The sequence below is a fragment of the Pandoraea oxalativorans genome, from assembly GCF_000972785.3.
Classification (GTDB): Bacteria; Pseudomonadota; Gammaproteobacteria; order Burkholderiales; family Burkholderiaceae; genus Pandoraea; species Pandoraea oxalativorans.
In genome coordinates, this window is sequence record NZ_CP011518.2 from 362,621 (window position 1) to 387,799 (window position 25,179).

Annotated in this window: 19 protein-coding genes and 6 pseudogenes; 15 read left to right on the forward strand and 10 right to left on the reverse strand. The window is 60.6% G+C overall.

What is annotated here, in order from left to right:
* The first annotated feature begins 48 nt into the window (after positions 1–48).
* The 5 genes and pseudogenes from MB84_RS26275 to MB84_RS31275 form a co-directional block, all read left to right on the forward strand.
* Positions 49–1,314 (forward strand): IS256 family transposase, encoded by a 1,266-nt coding sequence (locus MB84_RS26275; RefSeq protein ID WP_046290953.1) that lies wholly within the window; start codon positions 49–51, stop codon positions 1,312–1,314.
* Between the two features lie 99 nt (positions 1,315–1,413).
* The gene (locus tag MB84_RS26280) at positions 1,414–2,313 is read left to right on the forward strand and encodes a Mu transposase domain-containing protein (RefSeq protein WP_245725597.1); all 900 of its coding nucleotides are present in this window, start codon (positions 1,414–1,416) and stop codon (positions 2,311–2,313) included.
* Positions 2,314–2,616, forward strand: a complete 303-nt coding sequence (locus MB84_RS31270; protein WP_245725598.1) for a hypothetical protein — start codon at positions 2,314–2,316, stop codon at positions 2,614–2,616.
* Complete coding sequence (locus tag MB84_RS30265) at positions 2,597–2,746, forward strand: hypothetical protein (protein ID WP_245725599.1); 150 nt, start codon at positions 2,597–2,599, stop codon at positions 2,744–2,746. The genes MB84_RS31270 and MB84_RS30265 overlap by 20 nt, the downstream gene beginning before the upstream one ends.
* 16 nt (positions 2,747–2,762) lie before the next feature.
* Positions 2,763–3,433 (forward strand): annotated as a pseudogene (locus tag MB84_RS31275) (transposase); the annotation flags it as partial.
* 180 nt (positions 3,434–3,613) lie between these two features.
* On the opposite strand, the gene MB84_RS31525 reads toward MB84_RS31275, so the two are convergent.
* Complete coding sequence (locus tag MB84_RS31525) at positions 3,614–3,745, reverse strand: hypothetical protein (protein WP_281192327.1); 132 nt, start codon at positions 3,743–3,745, stop codon at positions 3,614–3,616.
* A gap of 253 nt (positions 3,746–3,998) precedes the next feature.
* Entirely contained in the window at positions 3,999–4,484 is a 486-nt protein-coding gene (locus tag MB84_RS26295) for a hypothetical protein (RefSeq protein ID WP_052653791.1), read from the reverse strand.
* A 598-nt stretch (positions 4,485–5,082) separates the two neighbouring features.
* Here MB84_RS26295 and MB84_RS26305 point away from each other — a divergent pair.
* From MB84_RS26305 to tnpC (MB84_RS26330), 5 genes and pseudogenes are all read left to right on the forward strand, one after another.
* On the forward strand, positions 5,083–6,348 hold the full coding sequence (locus tag MB84_RS26305; RefSeq protein WP_046290953.1) for an IS256 family transposase: 1,266 nt from the start codon (positions 5,083–5,085) through the stop codon (positions 6,346–6,348).
* Between the two features lie 637 nt (positions 6,349–6,985).
* Positions 6,986–8,128, forward strand: a pseudogene (locus tag MB84_RS26315) (IS3 family transposase).
* Between the two features lie 54 nt (positions 8,129–8,182).
* Entirely contained in the window at positions 8,183–8,572 is a 390-nt protein-coding gene (gene tnpA, locus MB84_RS26320) for an IS66-like element accessory protein TnpA (RefSeq protein WP_052653796.1), read from the forward strand.
* Positions 8,569–8,916, forward strand: a complete 348-nt coding sequence (gene tnpB, locus MB84_RS26325; RefSeq protein WP_052653799.1) for an IS66 family insertion sequence element accessory protein TnpB — start codon at positions 8,569–8,571, stop codon at positions 8,914–8,916. The genes tnpA and tnpB overlap by 4 nt, the downstream gene beginning before the upstream one ends.
* Positions 8,917–8,974: 58 nt before the next feature.
* Positions 8,975–9,997, forward strand: a complete 1,023-nt coding sequence (gene tnpC / locus MB84_RS26330; RefSeq protein ID WP_281192328.1) for an IS66 family transposase — start codon at positions 8,975–8,977, stop codon at positions 9,995–9,997.
* A gap of 21 nt (positions 9,998–10,018) precedes the next feature.
* Here tnpC (MB84_RS26330) and MB84_RS26335 read toward each other — a convergent pair whose 3' ends face one another.
* Complete coding sequence (locus tag MB84_RS26335; protein WP_052653802.1) at positions 10,019–10,585, reverse strand: recombinase family protein; 567 nt, start codon at positions 10,583–10,585, stop codon at positions 10,019–10,021.
* A 135-nt stretch (positions 10,586–10,720) separates the two neighbouring features.
* Positions 10,721–13,684: a Tn3 family transposase gene (locus MB84_RS26340; RefSeq protein WP_052653805.1), complete on the reverse strand. Its 2,964-nt coding sequence runs from the start codon at positions 13,682–13,684 to the stop codon at positions 10,721–10,723.
* A 78-nt stretch (positions 13,685–13,762) separates the two neighbouring features.
* Here MB84_RS26340 and MB84_RS30270 point away from each other — a divergent pair, with 78 nt between their 5' ends.
* Both MB84_RS30270 and MB84_RS26345 read left to right on the forward strand, forming a co-directional pair.
* Entirely contained in the window at positions 13,763–13,924 is a 162-nt protein-coding gene (locus tag MB84_RS30270; RefSeq protein WP_157123035.1) for a hypothetical protein, read from the forward strand.
* Between the two features lie 355 nt (positions 13,925–14,279).
* Complete coding sequence (locus tag MB84_RS26345; RefSeq protein WP_052653808.1) at positions 14,280–15,980, forward strand: hypothetical protein; 1,701 nt, start codon at positions 14,280–14,282, stop codon at positions 15,978–15,980.
* A gap of 36 nt (positions 15,981–16,016) precedes the next feature.
* Here MB84_RS26345 and MB84_RS26350 read toward each other — a convergent pair whose 3' ends face one another.
* Positions 16,017–16,268, reverse strand: a complete 252-nt coding sequence (locus tag MB84_RS26350; protein WP_052653811.1) for a hypothetical protein — start codon at positions 16,266–16,268, stop codon at positions 16,017–16,019.
* 211 nt (positions 16,269–16,479) lie between these two features.
* Here MB84_RS26350 and tnpC (MB84_RS26355) point away from each other — a divergent pair.
* Together tnpC (MB84_RS26355) and tnpC (MB84_RS26360) are read left to right on the forward strand one after the other, a co-directional pair.
* Positions 16,480–17,070 (forward strand): annotated as a pseudogene (gene tnpC, locus MB84_RS26355) (IS66 family transposase); the annotation flags it as partial.
* A gap of 56 nt (positions 17,071–17,126) precedes the next feature.
* Positions 17,127–17,821: pseudogene (gene tnpC, locus MB84_RS26360) on the forward strand (IS66 family transposase); the annotation flags it as partial.
* A 166-nt stretch (positions 17,822–17,987) separates the two neighbouring features.
* On the opposite strand, the pseudogene MB84_RS30275 reads toward tnpC (MB84_RS26360), so the two are convergent.
* Positions 17,988–18,254: pseudogene (locus MB84_RS30275) on the reverse strand (IS3 family transposase); the annotation flags it as partial.
* 165 nt (positions 18,255–18,419) lie between these two features.
* Between MB84_RS30275 and MB84_RS31845 the strand changes: the two are divergent.
* Positions 18,420–18,620, forward strand: a complete 201-nt coding sequence (locus MB84_RS31845; RefSeq protein ID WP_157123039.1) for a hypothetical protein — start codon at positions 18,420–18,422, stop codon at positions 18,618–18,620.
* A gap of 59 nt (positions 18,621–18,679) precedes the next feature.
* On the opposite strand, the gene MB84_RS26365 is transcribed toward MB84_RS31845, so the two are convergent.
* From MB84_RS26365 to MB84_RS29465, 4 genes and pseudogenes are all read right to left on the reverse strand, one after another.
* A complete protein-coding gene (locus MB84_RS26365) occupies positions 18,680–20,014 on the reverse strand; it encodes a hypothetical protein (RefSeq protein ID WP_052653814.1) in 1,335 nt (444 codons plus the stop codon).
* An 843-nt stretch (positions 20,015–20,857) separates the two neighbouring features.
* Positions 20,858–22,291 (reverse strand): hypothetical protein, encoded by a 1,434-nt coding sequence (locus MB84_RS26370; RefSeq protein ID WP_157123041.1) that lies wholly within the window; start codon positions 22,289–22,291, stop codon positions 20,858–20,860.
* Positions 22,292–23,610: 1,319 nt separating this feature from the next.
* Entirely contained in the window at positions 23,611–24,027 is a 417-nt protein-coding gene (locus MB84_RS26375) for an ATP-binding protein (RefSeq protein WP_342672663.1), read from the reverse strand.
* 57 nt (positions 24,028–24,084) lie between these two features.
* Positions 24,085–25,004, reverse strand: a pseudogene (locus MB84_RS29465) (IS3 family transposase).
* Between the last annotated feature and the right edge of the window lie 175 nt (positions 25,005–25,179).

A 25,179-nucleotide genomic window follows, 5' to 3' on the forward strand; every position in this document is an offset into this window, starting at 1 on the left:
TGTCGAAGGCACACCGAGCAAAGCCGGCGCGAGCCGGCCCCGACCACCATGAAGAAGATTATGAAAGAAACGAACGGCAGAAAAGCACAAACGAAGAGCGCGCTCGATGAACTGATCCAGCAAGGCGCGCGGCAGATCATCGAGCAGGCAGTCGAAGCGGAACTGGCGAGCATGCTTGAACAGTACAGCAACGTGAGGTCGATCGACGGTCGGCGTGCCGTGGTGCGCAACGGCTACCTACCAGAGCGCGAAGTCGTCACGGCCATCGGTCCGGTGCCGGTTCGGGTACCGAAGGTGCGTGATCGCTCGGGTTCGGGCATCCGCTTCAATTCGGCGGTCGTGCCGCCGTACGTTCGCAAATCCGCACGCGTGTCGGCCGCACTACCGTGGCTGTACCTGCGAGGCATCTCGACGGGCGACATGAGCGAAGCCATGGGCATCATGCTGGGCGGCCAGGTCAGCGGCCTGTCGCCAAATGTGGTGAGTCGTCTGAAGGCGCAATGGGCCGATGAGCATGCTCAGTGGAATCAGCGTGAGTTGTCGTTGGCGCGCTGGGTGTACTGGTGGGCTGACGGCATTCACACCGGCGTGCGCAGCGACGATTCCGACGGCCAGTGCCTGTTGGTGATCATTGGTGTCAAACCGGACGGAACGAAAGAGCGTGTGGCGATCAGTGACGGGTATCGGGAATCGAAGGCGTCGTGGGCCGAACTGCTGCTCGATCTGAAAAAGCGCGGTCTGCAGTCAGGGCCGCTGCTGGCTTGCGGAGATGGTGCGATGGGATTCTGGGCAGCGATGGAAGAAGTGTTCCCGCAGACCAAGCATCAGCGCTGCTGGTTCCACAAGATGGGCAACGTGCTCAACGCGCTGCCGAAATCGCAGCAGGCCCGCGCCAAAAAGGCGATGCAGGACATTTGGATGGCCGCCACGCGTGCCGAAGCGCTGGTTGCCTTCAATCACTTCGTTGATACCCACTCGGCAAAGTATCCGAAGGTGGTCGAAAAGCTGACGCAAGATCGCGATGAGCTGCTGGCATTTTACGATTTCCCGGCCGAACACTGGCAGCATCTGCGCACGACGAATCCGATTGAATCGACCTTCGCGACGGTGCGTCACCGCACCAAGCGCACGCGTAACTGCGTCTCGCGCGCGACGTTCCTCGGCCTGGCATTCAAGCTGATCGAGTCGGCCGAAGACTCGTGGCGGCGCATCCGCGCCCCCGAAAAGATCGCGACGATGCTTGACGGGATGACGTTCAAGGATGGAGAGCCGGTGACCGACAGCACACCGGCTCAGCAGCCCCTGGCCGCCTAATCTTGCTCACGCCCCGTACACCAGATTTGACTTTAACTCGCCAAGACGCTGTGTGTTCTGCTCTGCGAGGTGTATCCCGGGCGGTATCAGGAAAACCAGTTGCGCACGCTGCAGCGCCATGTGCAGGCGTGGCGTGCGCAAAGCGGTCCGGAGCGGGAGATTATGTTCCCGCAGGAGCATGTTCCGGGGCGGATGGCGCAGTCCGACTTTACTGAGATGAATTCACTCGGAGTGACGATAGCCGGCGCTCCGTTTGAGCATCTTGTGTATCACCGTGTCCTGACGTACTCGAACGTCGAAGCGAACCGCATTTGCTTCCCGGAGAGCTTTGAATCTTTAGCCGAAGGGTTGGAAGCTGGCCTGTGGCAAATCGGAGGTGCTCCGCAATGGCATCGGACCGACAGCCTCACGGCTGCGGTGCGAGATTTGGATCGTGACGGCCGGCACGAGTTCACCGCCAATTACCGAGGCTTGCTGAATCACTACGGCATGCAGCCGTCAGCCAATACCGCAGGTTGCGCCAATCAGAACGGCGATGTCGAGCAGTCGCATTTCCGCTTCAGGACTGCGGTAGACCAGGCGCTGCGTGTACGTGGCAGCCGAGAGTTCGACGATCGTACCGCGTACGAACGGTTTCTGAGCGATTTGGTACGAAGCCGCAACCTAACACGCACACTTCGCTTTGAAGCCGACCGTGCTGCCCTGCGGCCGTTGCCGGCGGCACCGTTGGACTTCACGCGCGAGCTGACAGTCAGGGTGTCGCGTTTTAGCCTGATCCGGGTGCTCAACAACCATTACACCGTGCCGTCGCGCCTGATCGGTGCGAGTGTGAAAGTGCGGGTTCGCTCGGAAACACTGGAACTGCATCATGGTACTGCGCATGTGCTGACGCTGCCCAGGCTGATTGGCCGCAATCAGCGCCGTATCGACTATCGTCACCTGATCCGGTCTTTGCTACGAAAGCCTGGCGCTTTCGCCAATTATTGCTATCGGGAATAGTTGTTCCCGACGACCGTCTTCCGGCGCGCTTATGACGCGCTGCTCGAAGGCAAACCTGCCGGGGCCGACAAGGAGTATCTGCGCCTGCTACATCTGGCAGCGAGCACGAGCGAAGCTGAAGTTGAGTGCGCGATCGGGCTGCTGCTGGACCAGCAGCAATTGCCGACGTTCGATGCGGTGCGCGAGCTCATTGTAAAAACGACTCCGACCCAGGCACCGGCCATCGATAAGGGCGTCATCGATTTGTCGGGGTACGACCGTCTGATTCCGTCGAGGAGCCAACATGGCCAGTGCGCGCGATGAATTGTTGGCGCTGCTGCGCACTTTGAATCTCTCGGCCATGGGCGAGGCCGTCGAGGTGACGGCGTTGCGCGCGGCGAAGGAAGGATTGAGGTCGGTCGGAAAAAGTGGAAGCCAACGTTTCGTACAATGACGAGACGGAGAGCACCATGAATCGAATTCCCAAAGCGAGCTACACGCCGGAATTTCGTGCAGAAGCGGTCAAGCTGGCGCACGAGGTTGGCAGTAGCGAGGCGGCCAGGCGGCTGTCAATATCGATCAAGACGCTGGGGAACTGGCAACGCTCGGACAAGGCCGGAGACCTCGCGAAGATCGGCAGCACACAACGTCCGAAGACAGAGGCCGAGTCAGAGCTGAGCCGCGTCAAGCGCGAGCTCGCAGAGGTCAAGATGGAGCGTGATCAGTTAAAAAAGTTTGCGGCCTACTTCGCCAGGCAGTCGCGATGAAGTACGCCACGATTGAGCAGATGCGACCCCACTATCCCGTGCCGGCACTGTGTCGCCTGCTGCGTGTCTCGGTGAGCGGATACTACGCCTGGCGTGGGCGTCAACCCTCGAGGCGAGAGCAGGCAGAGCCCCGGCTGGAAGCCGAAATCCAGGCCGCTCACCGTCGCACGCGGGAAACCTTCGGTCCCGAGCGACTGCAAAGTGAATTGGCGCAGCGCGGTGTCCGGGTAGGCGTGCATCGCATCAAACGGATCCGGAGCAAACTGGGCCTGCGTTGCCGGCAAAAGCGCAAGTTCAAGGCGACGACAAACTCGCGCCACGTCTTGCCGGTGGCGCCAAACCTGCTGGCGCAATCGTTCGACGTTCAGGCCCCCAGGTGTCAAATGCCCCCAGCGGGTAAGTCGGCCGGTGCTTTAGAGTCGTGAACCACGACTCGGAATAAGGGTTGCCAATGCTCACGCCGGGGCGACTCAACGACGGCATGCCACCCAGCGTCTGAAGGATGGCGAGCATCGTCGCACCTTTCATCGGGCCGCCGGTGTCCGAATGCAGCATCACCTGGTTGGGCTGTATCGCTTCGCGAGCGCACAGTACTTTGAGGCTTCGCTGTTCAGCACGCTCTGCTCGGCATCGACCTGCCAGCCTACGAGCTTTCGGCGCAACACGTCCAGAAATGGGTACAGCATGTAGCCTCGGCCGACCCGGGGATAAGGGTTCGGGCACTCGCTCGCCAACGTGGCGGCCGTGGCCCATGGCAGGCGCACCCGGGGAGGGCCGCCGCCGTCGTTAGGTGCGAGCGTGGGCCGCCGTGCGCCGGGGCCGCGAGGGGTAACCATGACGCACGGCCGCGCGGTGCCGCGCCGCCCGGGCCCGGCGCTCGCGCCAAACGCTAAGGGCCCCGCCTGTCGGCCCCGGCCGGACCGGGACGCGCCGGTCCCGTCAGGCGAATTTGTGTACCGCAAGTATGTCACGAGCGGACTCCTTGAAGTCAGCACTCAGGATGCCCACCAGTTTCTGCGCGTGGAGAGTCGACCGTCCCACGAAGTCCCCAATGTCTTCATCGCTCGCCGTGTGAAAGCCGGCAGCCAGATCCCCCACCGAGCGACCCAGCTCGTCCGCGTAGCGCCCGTCGTCGTCATGCTGATGCAGCCCAAGGCGCTTGAGTGCATCGACAAGCGGGGATTCGCTGCGCAAATAGCGTATCTGAACGTCGATCGACATATCGGTGTGCTTCGGCACGACCTTTGGCATTTGGTGGAACTTGCTGAGCACATGCTGGTTCTCATAGTGGATCAAACACAGCAGGCGAGCCGTCTCGACGACATTGATCGGGTTGGCGAGTGCGGCGTGCTCTGTATAGCACGGGATGGCCAGCTCGCCGACGCGAAAGACTGCCGGCCCCTGGGACGATACCTGCCAGGTCATTGGGGGGGGGTGAAATATAGCGCACATACTGGTACAAATCAGCGAACGCGGCCAGTTGCGCCGCCCCCGTGGGGGCGCAAACCAGACGCGTGAAGGCGCCCTGCGCGGCGTCCTGATGCGCGCTCTGGAAGAGACTGGCAATGTCTTTCCAACCTTGTAGGCGGAGGTAGGGAATCGCGTCCTTGCCCACCGTCATCGTGAGGGACTTCGCGGCAAGCCCAGTGATGACCAAGGTCCCGGTGTCGAGATCCTCTGAGAAGCGCACCTCCGGGAGCTGCTTCTTCAGCAAGGAATAGGCCTGTATCACGTCGTGGTCGCTCCCCCCGCCATCGCCCGGGCTCGCGTTGCCGACTTCGGTTCGGCGCTGCACTACGTCCATCGCCGCGAGCACGGCCGCGCGCTCGGTGCCGCAAAGCCGGTCGACGAAGTTGCCGAAAGCTAGCGTACAGGAGCGCGCACCGGCATCCCCCCAGAGCTATTGTCGAATCTGGTGTACGGAGTGCTTTGGGAAATATGAGAAGGCGGTGGCGGTTTAGCTGAGAATGTTGCTTGTCGAAGGCACACCGAGCAAAGCCGGCGCGAGCCGGCCCCGACCACCATGAAGAAGATTATGAAAGAAACGAACGGCAGAAAAGCACAAACGAAGAGCGCGCTCGATGAACTGATCCAGCAAGGCGCGCGGCAGATCATCGAGCAGGCAGTCGAAGCGGAACTGGCGAGCATGCTTGAACAGTACAGCAACGTGAGGTCGATCGACGGTCGGCGTGCCGTGGTGCGCAACGGCTACCTACCAGAGCGCGAAGTCGTCACGGCCATCGGTCCGGTGCCGGTTCGGGTACCGAAGGTGCGTGATCGCTCGGGTTCGGGCATCCGCTTCAATTCGGCGGTCGTGCCGCCGTACGTTCGCAAATCCGCACGCGTGTCGGCCGCACTACCGTGGCTGTACCTGCGAGGCATCTCGACGGGCGACATGAGCGAAGCCATGGGCATCATGCTGGGCGGCCAGGTCAGCGGCCTGTCGCCAAATGTGGTGAGTCGTCTGAAGGCGCAATGGGCCGATGAGCATGCTCAGTGGAATCAGCGTGAGTTGTCGTTGGCGCGCTGGGTGTACTGGTGGGCTGACGGCATTCACACCGGCGTGCGCAGCGACGATTCCGACGGCCAGTGCCTGTTGGTGATCATTGGTGTCAAACCGGACGGAACGAAAGAGCGTGTGGCGATCAGTGACGGGTATCGGGAATCGAAGGCGTCGTGGGCCGAACTGCTGCTCGATCTGAAAAAGCGCGGTCTGCAGTCAGGGCCGCTGCTGGCTTGCGGAGATGGTGCGATGGGATTCTGGGCAGCGATGGAAGAAGTGTTCCCGCAGACCAAGCATCAGCGCTGCTGGTTCCACAAGATGGGCAACGTGCTCAACGCGCTGCCGAAATCGCAGCAGGCCCGCGCCAAAAAGGCGATGCAGGACATTTGGATGGCCGCCACGCGTGCCGAAGCGCTGGTTGCCTTCAATCACTTCGTTGATACCCACTCGGCAAAGTATCCGAAGGTGGTCGAAAAGCTGACGCAAGATCGCGACGAGCTGCTGGCATTTTACGATTTCCCGGCCGAACACTGGCAGCATCTGCGCACGACGAATCCGATTGAATCGACCTTCGCGACGGTGCGTCACCGCACCAAGCGCACGCGCAACTGCGTCTCGCGCGCGACGTTCCTCGGCCTGGCATTCAAGCTGATCGAGTCGGCCGAAGACTCGTGGCGGCGCATCCGCGCCCCCGAAAAGATCGCGACGATGCTTGACGGGATGACGTTCAAGGATGGAGAGCCGGTGACCGACAGCACACCGGCTCAGCAGCCCCTGGCCGCCTAATCTTGCTCACGCCCCGTACACCAGATTTGACTTTAACTCGTCCCCCCAGGAGACGGTGTTTTGGCGCAAAGCGCTTGCTAGGAAATTGCCGTGAATGCGAACAGCCGGGAGGGCCACGATGAGTTCTCCAGTCCGACCGTCTTGACGAGTCGGCGTGTTGACAAGAAAGCCGCCGAGAAACCCGGCAGCGACGCGCCGCCGCACGCGTGCGCGTCGTCCGACGCACCCCCGCCTGGCGGCCCCAGGCCCCGTCGACGTGGCTGCGTTCGGGCGGTGGCGGCCCGCGCGCAAGGCAGGTCGCTGCGCCCATGATGGGCCGGCTCGCCCCGCCCCTCCCTCAGGTGGACACCTGAATATTCTCCGCCCCCGGCCCCGCCAGCAGGGCCCTCGCACGAAGGAATTACCTTTTGGAATCATGGGATTAAGATTTCGCTTGTAAACTCTGCTGCGAAGTCGTTGACTTTTGTCTTTTGCGCAGCAAAAGATGAACAGTAAAGTTCTCAGTATTGAAGACGCTTTTGGAGATCTGAGCGATCCGCGCAGCAGGACGCCGGTGCACTGTCTGACGGAGATGCTGACCTTGCCGCGAAACGACGTACAGCAGAGAAGTTGGATAATCTGTTGAACGGAGGACGATATGGGCGAAAAAGGCGTACCGAATCGTCGCTACACCGATGAGTTCCGGGTGGAGGCGGCAAGACTGGCAAATTCAGTCGGGGACAATGAGGCGGTACGCCGTCTGGGCGTGCCGGTGGCGACCCTCGGCAACTGGGCGCGCAAGCAGCGCGAAGGCGGGGCGGCCACGCCAGGCGCGGCCGCCTCTGTGAGCCGCGCGAAGCCCGGCGTATCGGAGCTGGAGGCGGAAGTCAGCCGGCTTCGCAAGGAATTAGCCAGTGCCAAACTCGATGTGGAAATCCTCTCAAAAGCGACGGCATACTTCGCGAAGGGGTCGCGGTGAAGTATGCATGGATCGACGCTCACCGCGACCAATACAACGTAAGCCGTCTGTGCCGAGTGCTGAGGGTCTCGCGCAATGGCTACTGCCAATGGCGGGTATGGCGGCCAAGCGAGCGCCGGCAGCGGCAGGCGGCCTTCGATGACGAACTCGCCCGTTTGCACGCGCTCAGCCGCGGCTGCTACGCACGCCCGAGACTGGTCAAGGCGCTGGCCGCCCAGGGCATGAAGGCGAGTGCGGAGCGCGTGCGCCGCAGCCTAATACGTCAAGGGTTACGGCCGGTATACCGGCGGGCATGGCAGACGACCACAGACTCGGCGCACCGCTTGCCGGTGGCGCCGGACCTGGTGGCGCGACGCTTTGATGGCTGGGCACCGAATCAGGCGCGGGTCGCGGATATCACGTACCTAGCGACGGACGAAGGCTGGTTGTATCTGGCGGCCATTCTGGACTTGGGAAGCCGGCGCATCGTCGGGGGGGCGATGTCCGAGCGCATCGATGCCAAGCTCGTGGGTACGGCGCTGCGCTCGGCGTACTGGCAACGTCGGCCGCCGCGGGGCTTGATTGTACATAGCGATCGCGGCGTGCAATACGCGAGTTGGTCGCATCGCGAGCTTGCTCAGGGGTACGGCATGCCCATGTCGATGAGCCGGCGTGCCAATGCGTGAGACAATGCGCCGATGGAGAGCTTTTTTTAAGACCCTAAAGGTCGAGCCAACGTCGCGATGCCACTACGAGACGCGAACGCAGGCGCGACTGGACGTGGTTGATTGGATCGAAGGCTTTTACAATCGCCGTAAGCGCTCGATTCATACCGTCTTGTGAGCGATATGAAGTATTGGGAAAGTAGTTCCCGCTACTTAAGTGACGGGAACTACTATGGAATCAGAAAAGAATCATGGGAATGGACGGCGTGGTCGTCCGAACTACGATGTGGCGTTTCGCCAGCGCCTGGCAGCGGCGGCGTGCGAGCCGGGGGTATCGGTTTCAAAGCTTGCGCGCGAGCATGGCATCAACGCCAATATGCTGTTCAAATGGCGGCGCAAGTATCGGGCGCAGCTTGCCATCGAACCCGCGCCATTGCTGCCAGTGACGCTCGTCAGCGATCGCGCAGCCCTCGAGCATGCAGGGCGCGCGCTCGCCCCCATATCTGCTGAAGTGCAGCGGGATCCAGGCACGATCGAAGTACGGATCGGTAAGGCGGCAGTCAAGGTTTCCGGTTCTGTTGATGCGCAGGTGCTCCGCACGGTGTTGGAGGCATTTCGGTGATCGGCGTGCCATCAAATACGCGGGTGTGGATCGCCGCGGGCGTGACCGACATGCCCTGTGGCTTCAACGGTCTGGCGGCCAAGGTCGAGGTGGTACTGCAAAAGGATCCGTTTTCGGGGCACATTTTTCTGTTTCGTGGCCGGCGCGGTGATTTGCTCAAAGCGTTGTACTGGAGCGATGGCGGGCTGTGCCTGCTGGCAAAGCGGCTGGAGAAAGGCCGGTTTGCATGGCCACGGGCCGAGGGGGGTGTGGTGGCACTCACCACCGCGCAGCTCTCACTCTTGCTTGAAGGGTTCGATTGGCGCGAGCCCATCGACGCGGCTCGCCCACGCAGTGCGAGATAACGTATTTTTTGGGAGATATCCGATAGGCAGCGGGTGCTCTGGGCGATAGGCTTACGTCATGAGCTTCTCCCGCGCCAATCTGCCTGACGACATCGATGCCCTCAAGGCGTTGGTGTTGGCTAGCCAGCAGGTTTTGCACGAGCGCGAAATACAGCTCGCCGCGCTGCAAACGCGCCTCACATCGCGCGAGCAAGAAGTCGCGCATCTGAAACTGCTCATCGACAAGCTCAAGCGCATGCAGTTTGGGCGAAAGTCGGAGAAGCTTGCGCGCCAGATCGAACAGCTCGAGCTGCGCCTGGAGGATCTGCAGGCCGACGAAGGTGCCGCACAAGCTGCGGCGCCGATTCAGCGTGAGTCTAAAGCACGTCCCGCCCGCCCTGCGTTACCGGAGCACCTCGAGCGTGAAGAGCGCCTCTACCTACCCGAGGCCGAAGATTGCCCGGCCTGCGGCGGTAATCTCAAGCCGCTGGGCGAAGACGTCTCGGAGCAACTCGAATACGTACGGGCGCACTTCCGTGTGATCCGCCACCGCCGCCCCAAGCTGGCGTGCGCCTGTTGCGACACGATTGTGCAGCAGCCGGCACCGAGCCGCCCGATTGAGCGTGGCATGGCTGGCCCGAATCTGCTCGCACACATTATCACCAGCAAATTCCTGGACCATTTGCCGCTGTACCGCCAGCAGGCGATCTATGCCCGGGATGGCGTGGAACTCGATGCTGGGCAGATGGGGCATTGGCTGGGGCGCGTGAGCTGGTTGTTAAATCCGCTGGTGGAAGCTCTGCGTGCCTACGCGCTGGGCGGCACCAAGGTCCACGGCGATGACACACCATTGCCGGTGTTAGAGCCCGGGCGAGGTAGCACCAAGACCGGGCGACTCTGGGTGTACGTGCGTGATGACCGGCCGTGCGGCTCCAATGAAGCGCCTGCCGTTTGGTTTGCTTACACGTCTGATCGACGGGGCGAGCACCCACAGCGACATCTGGCAAGCTTTAGCGGGGTGCTGCAAGCCGATGCGTTTGCCGGTTACGCGCCACTTTCAGGTAGTGACCACATAGCTGCCAAAAGTGCCATTTGCGAATGAGGACGTCGCGGCCCGACAGTCTCAGCCTGACTCGGCCGCCTTGGCCGCGGCGAGGATCCGATAGACGGTGGCCTCGCCCAAGTTAAGTTGGCGGGCAATACTGACTTTCGTCGTTCCGAGCGACGCCAACTGCAGGACCGCATCCCGAAGTTCGGGGGCAATCGGCTTGCGCCCCTTGTATCTGCCCGCTGCCTTGGCTTTGGCCACGCCTTCGCGCTGGCGCTCGAGCATCATTTCCCGTTCGAACTGCGCGACTCCACCCAGGACCGTCAGCATCAGCTTGCCGGTCGGGGTATGCGTGTCCATGCCCAGGTTCAGCACGCGCAGGCCCACGTTCTTGCGATCGAGGGTCAGCACTGTTGTCATCAGGTCTGCGACGGATCTGGCCAGCCGGTCGAGCTTCGTGACCACCAGCACGTCACCTTCCCGCACATATTCAAGCGCAGCAGCAAGCTGGATGCGTTCACCGATCGACGAAACCTGCTCCTGAAACAGTTTCTCGCAACCGACGGCGCGAAGCTCTTTCAGTTGAGCCTCAAATCCGGCGTTCTGATCGACGGTAGAGGTACGTGCGTAGCCGACGATCATGTTCCGATCACAAGGATCTGACAGGTTGTGACGGTAAGTCGATCAAAATTGAAAATTGATTTCATTGATTGGCCTTTGTGGGGTAGCTGAAATCGATCACTTGGGCAAGCCCTATTGATAGGATGACGATTTCGCTCAGGCCGCTAACGCCTCGAGCGACAGCCGCTTACCCATGTCCAGATCGAACCGACCGTATGGATTGATGTGGGCATAGATTAACGGCGACAGCGCGCGGAAGTCGGCGGCCTGCATCATTCGCCACCAACGTGGCTCCGACAGTACACGCTGGATCATCAGCGTGTTGACATACACCAGACAGATCTGCAGCAGGTGAAGGGCCAGCACTGACAGTTCCTGGTCTTCCAGCTGGTTCGTCGCGACCTCTCCGCCCTTGCCGAAGAAGATGAAGCTGTTCGCACTGTTCCAGTTTTCTACGACATTGAGCCCTTCATGAATTTCGCGGCGCAACGCTTCCGAATCCAGATAGCGGCACAGGAAAATCGTCTTGATTGCCTTGCCGAGTTCGGCAAGCGCCTGATAGGTTGGATGCTGCCGGTTGCTGCGCTGGAAGCGCCGCAGGATGGCTTCTGCTTCGGCGGTGCCGAGATGCAGCGCCGTCGCGTACTTGATCATCTCGTCGTATTGCTGCCGAATCAGTGTCCAGTTGATCGGGCGCGTCAGCACCGGTTCAAGATTCGCGTAGTCGGCGCCACTGCCGGCCGTCGGGAGATACAGTTTTTGTGATGCGATCGCCTTCAGACGTGGAAGCAGCTCGAAGCCGAGCAGATGGCAAAACGCGAAGCCAACTTCGCTCTGGCCATGGCTATCGGTATAGTGATTCTGTATCTCCATGTTGCTCTCATGCCGCGGCACGCCTTCGATCATGGCTGCGACCTCGGACGACGAACAGCGCTTGAGCTGCGAGTAAATGCAGACTGATTTGTGTTCGACGTGCCAGTAGATCATGACGCCGCGACCGCCGTAGCGGATATGCCACTCGGTCATGAGGTTCTGGTCCCACGCGCCGAATTTCTTGGAGTCGGATGCACAGGTGGTGCTACCGTTTCCCCAGATGGCGGTTTGCCGCACGGCGAATGTGGCATTCACGACACGAGCAATGGCGTCGCGCAGCGCGTCCTTGCGGACAAAACGTTCGCGAACGTAGCGGATTTCCTTGTAGGTGGTTGCGTGTTCGTCGGTCAGCACGCGCTTCAGTCCGGTGTTGGTGCCCAGACCATAAAGGCAGAGCAGCAGTCGGCGTTGCAACGTCGCGCGATCCACGACTTCGCGCGTACTTGCGCTATGAAATGCATCGCTGAATCCGATGCGCAGATCCGCTTCCTTGAACACATCGAGCAGGCCAGTCGACGCCCAGCGTTTGAATATCTCCGCTTTCACACGCTGCAGGTTCGGTGGATCGGGTTGTGCGTCGAGCGGCGTGAGACAGATGCGGTTCTTGCCTGTCGGGCGCAGGGTGACGCGTGAATTTTTTGGCAGCCCCTGATTCAACGCGGTCAATGCCTCGATCATCGTCCGCCGGATACCGGCCATGAACAGTTCGACATCTGCAGGGTGCCCAAGCGCTTCATAGTAAGCCTCGCGTCGCTCCCCGAAATCCGCCGGCAGATCGTCGTCAGGATTGCGGTAGCGTTCAGCACCGATCACCCAGATTTCCTTGCATTGCAGCCGCTCACGCAGCGACTGCAATACGCAGATTTCGTAGTTGATCCGGTTGATGCGCTCCTTGCCGTCCTTGTCTTCGTCGATCACGATCTCCCGCCATTTGTCGCGGATGACGCCCTTGACCGGCACTTCGTCGACGGCGAAATACTGCTGACGGCTATCGCGGTACTGGCGCAAAAGGTTCAGTGCGTTGATTACCGGGCGATGCGCTTCATTGTTGCTGCGAAATTCGAGTGCATCAAGCAGGTGAGGCAACATGCGGCGATAGTGGTTGCTATACGACGCCCGCAGAACAGTATGAACGACACGCCGAAAAGCCGGCCCCGTCGCCTTGTGCTCCTTGACGAGATCCTTTAGGGTCTGCAATCCGACGACCGGGTAGAGTGCCTGTTTGACGGAGTCATCCGGATGATCGACGGCCGCCTCCGCCAGACGAAACAGCACACCGGTCTTGCCGCGCACGCGACGGAAATCTTCCAGCAATTGCTCCTCCACCTTCTTCTCGGCCTTGCTGTCGATCTTGTGGATGATCTGCATCAGCAGATCAATCAGGCCATCGACGATTTCGTGCTGTCGCTGAAAGCAGAACGAGGCCGCCAGGCCATAGCGAATGTGTGGAGGATGTCGCCGCAAATCCCAGATCGATTCAACGCCTGCCCGCTGACGGAATTTCTGCAGCCATTTCGGTGGCACCGTTGCCAGTGTGACTGTCGGCAGCACAAGTCCGCGGATCGCTTTCAGCTTCGCCAGTTCCTGCAATAGGGTTTCGAGACTGACGCGCCCCGCGTCCCGGCGCAAATGCGAAAAGCTGATTTCCCGCTCCGGCGCCGACGTATCGCCACTCTCGTCGCCCCCATCATCTGCGGCACCCAGCAGGCGGTCCAGTGCAGTGCGCGACGTATCGGAAATGTGATCGGCAATATCCGTCAACAGTCTGGATTCGTACGCATGTGCCTCGGCGCGTAACAATCTGTCCAGTCGATGCGTGCCGGGCGATTCGAGACCCTGACTTTGTAACCAGTCGTCCGTTCGTTCTGTCAGTTGCTCAAGAGAATGATCGCCCGGCAGCAACTCGGCACGCAACCACAACGCCAAGGCATCCCAGTCGGCGGCCGTCATCCGCCGGATACCGAGCCACGACAGGATCTCAGTACGCTGACGCTTTGCGGTTCGTCCTTGCCAATCGAAGTCGTCGAGCGCCTTGATGGGAATCGCTAACTGTTCGGCCAGGTGACGCACCACCTCGGCGGGCACCTCACGGCGCGAGTCAGGAAACCGGCCCTCATACTGAAAATATTTGAGCAGTACGGCAAACCCGAACTGGCCATGACCAGTTCGCCCAGGCAGCAGTGCCCGCTCCTCTGCGGTCAGCGTCCAGTGCGCGTCGAGCTCGCCCTCGTCCCATTGTCGCTTCACCGGGTTGCCTCTCTATTTAATCATAGAAGCATATGATAGACAGATTGACTCATTCCAGCCAGAGGTATGGCGACTCAAATGGCACTTTTGGCAGCTATGTGGTCGATATTCCCCAATACCGCGAAAGCTGTTACGCCCGACTGCATCAACGCGACCAACGCCGACTCGGACATCTTTATCAAGGGCAAGAACTATTACCAGAGTGGCGGGGCAGTGATGCGAACGACGCGCCCAACCTGACCAACATGTGAAGGCAACGGCGATGGCCTACAGTGGCGGAAACGCAGACCTTGACGGTACCCCGGACAGCCCGACAATATCGCAATGACTTCAGGCGTTCGCCTGATGCCAGTCTCTGCGCCGAGGCCCAGAATGACAGCAAAACATCGAACGCGCTCGGACCGTCAAAACCCCACAGCCGCTGCGTTTTGTCGAATTTAGCTTGCGAGGCAGCAGAAAAACGCGTGCTGCCGGGCGCCGGGCCTCGCCGCCGGCAAGAACGCCGGCACTGCTATCGCGGGAAAACTGCGGCTGACGGCCCCCGCCTTCGTTAGCAAGCCGTCCTTTATCATAACGATAGTCAGGCGAACATACTATGCGCATCGACTCCACCAACGCCCCACCCCCAGCCATTAACGCCGGCACGACAGCGGACGAACCGTTAGTATTCGAATTCTTCGAAAACGGCACATACAAACAGTTCTTTATTGCCGTTGAAGACATGCAAAAGGCCGACCCCGCGGCCTGGAACCATTGGTTCAAGAAAATCTGGAACTCAATTTGTGACTGTTTCTCCGGCCCCCGAGTCGCCGGCCCCCAAATCAACGAGGCCAACACACTTTTTCATGCCGCGGTGAGCGCGAAGGACGATGTCACCAAGGCGAAGAATTACTTCGCGTTGAAGGCGATGGCTACCCCCGAAACCCAAAGAACAAGATTTAGCGCGGTGTACGACACGACTACAGGCTTGGTTACCCTCGGCATTGAAGCTCGACTTGGCAAGGGCACGGGCGTCGCGATGACAGTGGAAGCATCAGCCCTACCTTCCGAAGCAATAGCGATCCTCGACTTGCCGCAAGACGTCATGACCGCGGCTCTGGAGAGGGAGGCGAAGAGGGATAGTGGGCAGCCTGTGCAAGCGAACTCCGTGGAGGGCGGTGTGGCTGCCGTGTCCACGACGACGCTCCAAATTGACATGACAGCTCACCTGACGGACTGGGCCAACCGGGAGTGCACGTTACCAGATAAGGATATTTTGGATGACCCGGAGCGTAAGAGGGGAGAACCACCGCCGCGTCTTATGTATTGGTTGGCCATCTTCAATGAGGAACCCCCTGTCCACGGCCAATGCGTCTACGAGCTCGAGATGAACGACGGCCTGGGCCCTTACACGTCCGAGAACGTTTGGGCCGAGGGCGCTGACATGGCAGCTAATATTGAAATCGCAGAGCGTCTTCACGAGAACCGGACGCTCCCGTCTGCTCAGGTGAACTCAGCGGGCTTTCTGATGCTGTCCGCCAACGCAGTGCAAGAATTGATGAATGAGGCCGCAGCAAAGGATCCACGCTTCGATCGCAGCGCTAATGGTTGGATGTGCAAAAATAACTTCTCCATTTCGCAGAACGGGGCCCATATGGTGATGTCCATCACCAGTGAGAGCAAACTGTCTGACGAGCAGCTCTACATGGACACAGGGGCGAGGCCGGACGCGCCACTCGTACATCCGGAGGTCACGTACAGGCAGAAGTGGGTTATCAACCCCGACGGGCGGATGCGGTGCCTCTTTGCCACAGCGGCGGCGAAAACAGTAAATCTATTGGGTGCTCTAGACGACGATGTCATTGCCGTGCATGCAGACGTTGACGACCCGCACACTGCCGGGTTAAAGAAGCGGTACGATGCTTTGGGGGACAAGGCCCGCCATTCGCTTGCGTCGTGTACGAGTCTACGAGAGTTTTTGAAGGATGCTAAGGAGTTTTTGTCAGGCGATAACGCTCGCTTTAATGAGCGAGTGGCCCATTATTTGATGGGCGAACTCTCCGTTTTGCCCAAGGGGCTAGCTAAGCCGGAGCCCGATATTCCTGTAGAAGTAAAAAACGAACTCAAGAAGCTGCTGCGCACTCATCGATATGGAATATTTGGGATAACCGAAACGCCTGAAAAAACAATAGCTAAACTCTATGCCTTGGATCTTAAACTGTTGGATGACAGAATCGACCCTGAATATAAACACCTCTCCGCAAAAGATGATCCAAGTGAACAAGTTCCTCAAAATGGGAACGACGTCTCCCCCTGACCTGCCCTGAAAAAAACGAGGATGTCCATAAATTTTTTATGCGTCGTAGGACAACTCGTGACCGCCCGGCTCCTTCTGCTTCTGCGGCTTGCCGCTCGGGGAGCCGTCCTTCGTGTGCGCGTGCCCGGCATGGCTTCGAAGCTGGCTGATTTCAAGCGCGGCCGTCTTCTCGGCCTCGCGCATGACGACAGCCGGCAGGCGCGCGGTATCGTCTGTGAAAATCTCAGCCTCGTAGCGAGCACGCGATACCGGCTCGTAATTTTTGCTGTGCCGTCGCTCGGCCTGCATGGTATCAAGCCGGTCCAGCAGTCGGTGTTTCTTGCCGGTGCCTTTGAAGCCTAGCGCGGCTGTGATTTGTGCCGGTGATGACGAGCGTTTGTGCGCGCTCGGCGGGCGGCAGGGCTGCGTAAGTCTGCACGATCTGGCGACGTCCGCATTCGCAAATGGCACTTTTGGCAGCTATGTGGTCACTACCCCACTTTATGAAAACGACAGCATCCGCGAAGCGGCGTGCATGGCGCACGCGCGCCGCAAGATCTACGAGCTGCATGCGGTACGCCCCAACGCCATTACAGAAGAAGCGCTGCACCGCATCGGCGAGTTATATCGCATAGAAGCCGAAATCCGGGGCAAACCACCGGACGAGCGACGGCAAGTGCGACAGGCACAGGCTGTACCTCGGCTCGAAGCGCTACGGCAGTGGTACGAGTCGGTGCTGCCAACACTCTCTGCGAAGTCCGACACCACCCGCGCGATTCAGTACTCCCTGAACCGCTGGCCCGCGCTCGCCTATTACTGCGAGGATGGGCTGGCGGAGATCGATAATCTGATCGCTGAGCGTGCGCTACGCGGCGTGGCGATCGGACGCCGCAATTATCTGTTTGCCGGCGCCGACTCGGGCGGTGAGCGCGCTGCCGCGATGTACAGCCTGATCGGCACGGCGCGCTTGAACGGCATCAACCCCGAAGCCTACCTCGCCTACGTGCTCGAGCGCATTGCTGATCACCCGGTCAATCGGATCGACGAGTTGCTGCCATGGAACGTGGCGCAGCAACTGCCCGACACCGCAAAGATCGAGCCGATCCGATAACCGGCTATCACTGCCGCGTCAACGACTCGTACTACGGTACTGATCGAACGCTTACTGATCGACGGGGCGAGCACCCACAGCGACATCTGGCAAGCTTTAACGGGGTGCTGCAAGCCGATGCGTTTGCCGGTTACGCGCCGCTCTTTGAGGACGGAAGCATCCGCGAAGCGGCGTGCATGGCGCACGCGCGCCGCAAGATCTACGACCTGCACGCAGTACGCCCCAACGCCATTACAGAAGAAGCGCTGCACCGCATCGGCGAGCTATATCGCATAGAAGCCGAAATCCGGGCCCCCCCCCGGACGAGCGACGGCAAGTGCGACAGGCCCAGGCTGTACCTCGGCTCGAAGCGTTACGGCAGTGGTACGAATCCGTGCTGCCAACACTCTCTGCGAAGTCCGACACCACCCGCGCGATTCAGTACTCCCTGAACCGCCGGCCCGCGCTCGCCTATTTCTGCGAGGATGGGCAGGCGGAGATCGATAACCTAATTGCCGAGCGTGCGCTACGCGGCGTGGCGATCGGACGCCGCAATTATCTGTTTGCCGGCGCCGACTCGGGCGGTGAGCGCGCTGCCGCGATGTACAGCCTGATCGGCACGGCGCGCTTGAACGGCATCATCCCCGAAGCCTACCTCGCCTACGTGCTCGAGCGCATTGCTGATCACCCGGTCAATCGGATCGACGCGTTGCTGCCATGGAACGTGGCCCAGCAACTGCCCGACACCGCCAGGATCGAGCCCATTCGATAACCGCCAAGCACCGGCGCGTCAACTACCGCTTCTACGGTACACATCGAGTGCTTACCAATCGCCAACGCCTTCACTCGTCGATCGGGTACCGCACGCCGTCCGCTTACGAAGCGATGCGGCAAGTGGCGTGAGTTGCTGTACGTGAAAACGAGGCAAGGTCACTGCCGGGAAAACCTAGGGTTCTGCTCGTTCCCGCAAGACTGCAACCGTGATTCATATAGTGATCGACGGCAACCTTCTTTTGCTCGGCAGCATATCTGGGGTGTGAGCGACTGTATCCCTTCGGCAAGTCAGCCGCCTCAATATATTTACGGTACCAGCGCGGCAGGTTTTTGGATGACGGGTAACCCAGCTCGCGAATAACAGGGGCCGTGCGCTTGCCGTACTTAGTGTATAGCTGAACCGCCTTAATACGGTCTTCGTATGAATACATGAACTATCTCCAGGGTAGTCCCAGATTTTGTCCGCACCCCCTCGTGGGTCATTTTCATCCCGTTGCTGACAGCGGCAGCCATTTCACAGCGGGGGCCTTCACCGAGGCGGTGCTGGGCCGAAGCATGCGGCTGTCGCTGGTCGCAACGGCGCTTGGCGTGACAACGTGTTCGTCGAGCGCCTGTGGCGCAACATCAAGTACGAAGCGATGTATTTCAGCGCCCACGACTCCGGCAGCCCCGGCCGGCGCCCCATTCGCCAATCCCTTGAGCGGCACCATCGCAAACGTTCTCGTTCGAGCCGGGTCGATCCGTCGCCCGGTGAGGGATACTTCGCGGCGCCGCCGGCGATTCCCTCGGCAGCATGACCGCCCCGGACGTTCCACTTGAAATCTAGGCGCCCCTGTCCGGACAAGCGGCGCCACCTCTATCTACCCTTCTTCTCGTGCTCGGTTTCAAAACCATCAAAACAGGGAACGGTGGTCTTGGGGGCTCGCACAGAGGTCCGACGATCGTCCAGCTGGTCGAGATAGATGAGGTTGCGTATGGCCTCAAATTTTCTGCACGTCTTTTCAGGCAACTCGGTTTTCCAAGAGAAGAACCAATGTTGGTTAGTGCGCAGCAACTCTTTGAACACGGCTTTAACGTCGTCGGAGATCGGCGGGTCCGGCTCAGACAACTGTGCGGGCAACTCTTTGACTTTGCCCATCAAATAGTGGGCCACGACTACGTTATGGCCGCGGTATTTTGGGGTTAATAAAAAGTCGGTTGCCCGCTCCAGAAAATCCCCGAGCCCCTCACATTGCACAATCAGCGTCTTTTGCTTATCAGGCAAGTTCTGGAGACGTAGCTCAAATTCCATGGTGCCTCGGGCGGAACCGAGAATGTAAGGTAAGGGTAAGCTCGCCTCAACGTCCGGCGCCACCCGTTGTCTCGACCCACAATACAATTGGGCACCCAACTCACGGAGTATTTCGATGGTTTTTTCAGGTGCCTGGCCCCTCCCGGGACGCCGAGGTCGGTCGGTGCGCAGCAAACCCTCAAGGATGTTTTTGACGTCTAGGGCAATCTCCGTTCGCGGCTCATCCAAGTCGTTTGGCAATTCGTCCCGTATGCCCATGAGAAAGTCGGTCACGACTTCGCTACTGTCGCCATTGCCCGAATGCTCGATATATGTGATAGCGCGCGGCAAAAACTCCTTTAGTCCCGCACAGTTCTCAAGCAACGCGGCCTCCTCAAGCGTCAAGGCCCGGAACCACTCCGCCAGTGTCTCGGTAACGGACGCGGTGGAGGCGGTGCCCAGCGTCGAGTCGAGATTGAGAGACGATGGAAAACCCGCTTCAGCGTCTTGAACTGCCCGTTGTCTCCACCAACCATGCAATCGCGCATCCAAGTCACGGAGTATTTCGATCGTTTTTTCGGGTGCTTGGCGTTTCCCGGAGTGTCTAGGTCGATCGGTGCGCAGCAAACCCTCAAGGATGTTTTTGACGTCTGCGGCAATCTCCGTCCGCGGCTCATCCAAGTCGTTTGGCAAATCCTCCCGTATGCCCATCAGAAAGTCGGCTACATCCTCGCTGCTGTCGCCGTTGCCCGACTGCTCTATATAGGTGATGGCGCGCCTTAAAAACTCCTTTAGCCCCGCGCAGTTTTCGAGCGAGGCGGTCTCCCTGAAGTCCAGGGCCCGGAACCGCTCCTCGAACGTCTCGGGGACGGACGGAGTGGAGTAGGGGTATAGGGTATGGCCGAGCGGTCCTAAACGCATGTTTTCTCCAGGCTGGGTGGCTACGGGTTTTTCGCGTTCTCACCAGCGGCCCAAAAGCACAGGCAAGCGAGGCGCAGGCGAGACAGTTGCCCGAACGCATGTCGAAGCGAGTGGCGGCCCGACGAAAATGTTTCAGGCGATGGTAAAAGCACTCCGGGATCTTCGGGATGCGATTCAGCACGCCGCTATAGCGACGTTTGGTCTTTCGGCCCGAGCGCGGCGGGATTTATTTACAATCGCCACCGAATCCATTCTTTGATCGGGCGCCGCCCGCCGTCCGAGGACCAAGCAATATTACCCGCGGCGTGCGTTGCTGTAAGTGTTAACGGGGCAAGGTCAGATGACTCCAGTTCCTCTACACTCTGCGGCCGTAGTACTGAGTCGGCACGCCGATTGCAGCGTTTCGCTCCATCCGCGCTCAGGTGTCGAACCGGTGCATGGGGTGCCTCTATCACCGCCCTGCTGAGCAAAAACGCGCGGTGCGCCCCCAGGCTTCCGCGACCTGGGAACGGGCGTGCTCCGCCCGCATGGTGGCCCAAGGGCATCGTTTCCTACCTTTGCCGATTTGGCTCGTCGTCCCCCGATATCCTAGCGATACCAATACGTCCGCCTGAACGTGGCTAGCATGCTCAGTCTGATCACCTTGGTATCTCCTGCTCATAGGCGGAGCGAGGCGGTGAATCACGTAGGCCAAATTTCGATGAAAACTCCGCCGCTCCACAGGGTCGGTGCTTGGTGCTCCCAACACCGTTATGAGTGACGATCGCGTTCGCCTATGACGCTGTCAGCGCCGTGGGCGCAACGCCGGGTGAGGCTGCCGGTCCTACGCGCCTTCAATCGCCGTCAGTTCGCGGCCCGCTCGTGGCCGGGTCCTGACGCGGCTGGGCTGTCGGCGCGGCGCGGTAACGTCAGCCAGGTGTCGGTGACGTCCGAGATTTTCCTTTCCGAAGCCATATTTCCGACAATATGGGCATAGATATACTCGACCGCATTGATAAGCTGCTGCGGCGCGCAGCCGTGCGAGACCGTTCGGAGCGCAGCGATCTCGACCTCGGTAAAGGCAGCCAACTCTAACAGTCGCTTGGCGATCTTGCGGTGAAGGTGCGATGCCGCCTCGGCGGGGTCCTGGGGGGCATCCTTATCGACCGGCTTCGGTTTTGCAAGAAATCTCAAGACCAGCACGCTGGTGAAGAAACGCTCGTGGAGCGCTTGGGTTCTCACGGCCCCCTCCAGGTCGTTGAGGGGAAGTATTGCCCAGTGCATGATGTTTGCGCACTCTTCCGGCGTGGCCGTCAGACTAACGGCCTGCTTCCGCGCCCGGTCGGCCTTGCCCAGCCGAATCGCGGCATACACGAGCCAAGTCGTCGACAATACCGTGAGGCCGAGCGTCGTGCCCTCCACCAGCGGTCCACCCATTTCCGCTAACGCGAATACGCTGACGGCGCCCGAAAGCGAGGCTGAGGTCAGCCCGTACATCATGCGTATCTTCGCCGTCCTGGATTGATCATTGCACGCTCGGATCGAACCGCTCAAGTTTTCAAGCAAGGCGGTGCGAACCTCGTTCACGACCCTCACCACGGTTTCGAGTTCGTCCCCCTGCGCGTTGCGCAGCAACTGATCGAACCGGGCGCCCTGAGTGCTCGCCCTTGTCCGGCGAACGCTCTGGTCCAGCGCCCGCAAAACGGCTTTCGGTTCGTCTTCCGGCGCGGCCGGCCGGGCGACGGCGCCATCAGCAAACGTTCGCAGGGCCTGCTTTGCCGACTCCGCGCGGTCCCACTCTTGCTTGCCTTGCACGGCATGCAGCCCCCCTGCAATGGTGCTGAGCATGGCGCTGACCGCGCTCGATACAACGGTCGGGAAGAAACCCGTAAGCTTGCCGATTAACGTGGCGGTTTTCGCTGCCCCGCCGCTTAGCTGGACAGGCGTATCACGAACCAACATCGTCCGTGACGGCCCGTCCGACTTTTCAAGGTGGGCCAGTCGAACCGAAGTTTCGACGGATTCGATCACCGCCAACGCGTCGCTACTCGACGGAGGCGCAATTCCCCCCGGGGCCTCCGACTTGCTCTTGGTCCGCCTAGCGGCTTCCACGAATAGCGCCGTCGCGCCTCGTAATTTTCTGAGCGCCGCTTTCAGGCCGCGTTGCTCGTCATGCTGTCGGAGCCGTTTTGTGCACACGGTGATTGCCTCGATGCCCCCCGCGACGATTGACCCCGCAGAGAAGACCGGTGCAGCGCTCGCAACCGTCTTCAGCACTTGGGCCAGACCGTTGCCCATCGACATGCCCGCCCAGAACCAATACAGTTTCGGCCCTCCCAAACGGAGTTCTTGTTGTGGCGCCACGGGCGCTGTGGCTACATTCGAGAGCAACGAAACGTGCGCTTCTCTCCCCGCTCCCCCGAGTCGCGGCAACAACGGTGCGCCAAGCTCTGCGAAGCCATCTTGCCCCGCCTCCAGCCGGTTCACGGGCACGAACCGCTGCGGCGCGCCGGGGCGGTCGGCGACCGGTTGCGAGGGGACATCGTCGCGGGACCCCCTCGGAAGCTGCGATGTATGATCTGGGGGCGCTGACGTCGCCCGCCCGCCCGCAGGAAATCCGAATGAGGACGTCCGTTGCGGCGCGACGCCCTCCGAGACGGTCTGGGGCCGCTCCGCCCACGGGCGCGGCATATCGACACCTAACATTTGCCGCAAGCGTCTCTCGGTCTCGGCGGCTCCCAGTCCCGGCGGGATAAGTTCGTTTTGCCCCCCCACAACGACGACGTGTTGTCCTGGGGCTGGAATAACCACTCGTTCATCTACGATGGTGCCAGAGGGCTGCTCCTGAAGTGGATCGGCTTGGGGGGGAGCGGGGTGGTAAGTCGTTGGTCCTACGCGATTGAGCATGGTGGCTATCCGTGGCAAGCGAAGAAAAACGCGGAGGCAACCGGGTATGAGCCGGGCGCCTATCGCGCTGCGCTGACGATGATGTGGCGCCGCCCCAGAGGGCGCTCACGCGCGCGACACGCATGGCCATCGACGCAGTCCACTTCGGACGACCCTGATAGCACTACATAGGTGCGCCGCCCTCGCGGGCTTCTCGCCGGATTGTCGATGTGGACGGTTCTTTTTTACACGGTGCTGGTGTCGCTGCCTTTCGAAATCAGGTGGCGAAGCACGATTTTTGGCACTCGTTGGCATGCCCCCCGTTCGCATGCGCCACAGGTGCCTAGTCGCCACGGTACTGTCAGGTCGATGAGTCGAAACCGAGCGAAGGCGCCATGGCAGAAAACGACGCTCGTCATGCCACCATGCGGGCGGAGCAAGCCCCGTTCCCGGGTCGCGAAAGCCTGGGGGGGTGCACCGCGCGTTTTTGATCGGCATTGCGGTGATAGGGGCACGCCATGAATAGATTCGACACCGGGGCGTGGCGGGAGGCGAAACGCTGCAACTGGCGTGCCGACTTAGTCGCTCCTGAACCAATCGATCCCCCTCGCGACCCCTTCCGCTCCGCGTCGAACCGCAAGGTCTTGCGGATTGCCCCGTCGGTGTACTGGCGCCCTTGTCAACGGCACTCAGGAATGGATACAACTTCTGTCGGCATCGGCACGTCGGATTTAGTACACCGGGGTGGTGTTATTGCGGTGCCGACCGCATTCCGTTGAAGCGTTCTCCTTGGTTGTGACCGATCTCCTCGCGACCAATTCCGCTGGGCGCTTATAGCGTAGACGATGGCTCTCCCGCTGGATCGCTACACCGTGGGCGTGATGCAACAGCGGGGCGAGCATCGTAGCAGGGAGCGTTGTGTCATTGACGAATGTCTGGTCCCCTTGCCCGAACGGAAGATTGCTGGGCACGATCAGACTGCCACGCTCATATCGTTTGGCGATTACCGGGAGAAACAGGTTCGCTTGCTCACGTCTCATCGGCAAGTAGTCGAGCTCATCGATGTTCAACAGCCTGCACGGGTTGACGAACCGTTTGAGGGCGTCGCCCAGCTGGTTCAGCCGATGTGTCGTGGTCAATATGATCAACAGATCCGCTGCCGTAATGAATCGCTCTGACCTTGCCTCGTTTTCACGTACAGCAACTCACGCCGCTTGTGGCATCGTTTCGCAATCACACGGCGTGCGGTACGCGATCGACGAATGGATGCGTTGACGGTTGTAAAAACCTTCAATCCAATCCGCCCCCTCCAATCGCGCCTGCGCTCGCGTCTCGTAGCGACATCGCGACGTTGGCTCGACTTTTAGCGTTTTAAAAAAAGCTCTCCATCGGCGCATTGTCCCATGCATTGGCACGCCGGCTCATCGACATGGGCATGCCGTACCCCTGGGCAAGCTCGCGGTGCGCCCCACTCACGTATGGCACGCCGCGATCGCCATGCACACTCAAGCCCCGAGGCGGCCGACGTTGCCAGTACGCCGAGCGCAGCGCCGTACCCATGAGCTTGGCATCGATGCGCTCGGACATCGACCACCCGACGATGCGCCGGCTTCCCAAGTCCAGGATGGCCGCCAGATACAACCAGTCTTCGTCCGTCGCTAGGTACGTGATATCCGCGACCCACGCCTGATTCGGCCCCCATCCATCGAAGCGTCGCGCCAGCAGGTTCGGTGCCAGCGGCAAGCGGTGCGCCGAGTGCGTGATTGTCTGCCATGCTCGCCGGTACACCGGCCGTAACCGGTGACGTATTAGGCGGCGGCGCACGCGCTCCGCGCTCTTCTTCATGCCCTGGGCTGCCAGCGCCTTGAGCAGCCGCGGACGACCGTAGGTCGCGCGACTCTGCGCGTGCAGGCGCGCCACTTCGCCATCGAAGGCAGCCTGCCGCTGCCGGCGCTCGCTTGGCCGCCCCGCCTTCGCGCTGCTTGCGCGCCCAGTTGCCGAGGGTCACCATCGGCACGCCCACACGGCGTGCCGCCTCATGGTGTCCCACTAAATTTGCCAGTCTTGCCGCCTCCGACCGGAACGCATCGGTGTAGGGACGATGGGGGCCGCCTTTTTCGCCCATATCGACCTCCGTTCAACGTATGCTGCAACTTCGCTGCTGTACGTCGTTTCGAGCCACGGTCAGGCGAGCTGGCACCCCTGGAGTGGAACGCTTGGGACAACCGTCATCGGCTGATGGAACCGCTGGGCTATATCCCGCCAGCCGAGGCTGAGGCAAACGACTACGGGCAACTTAG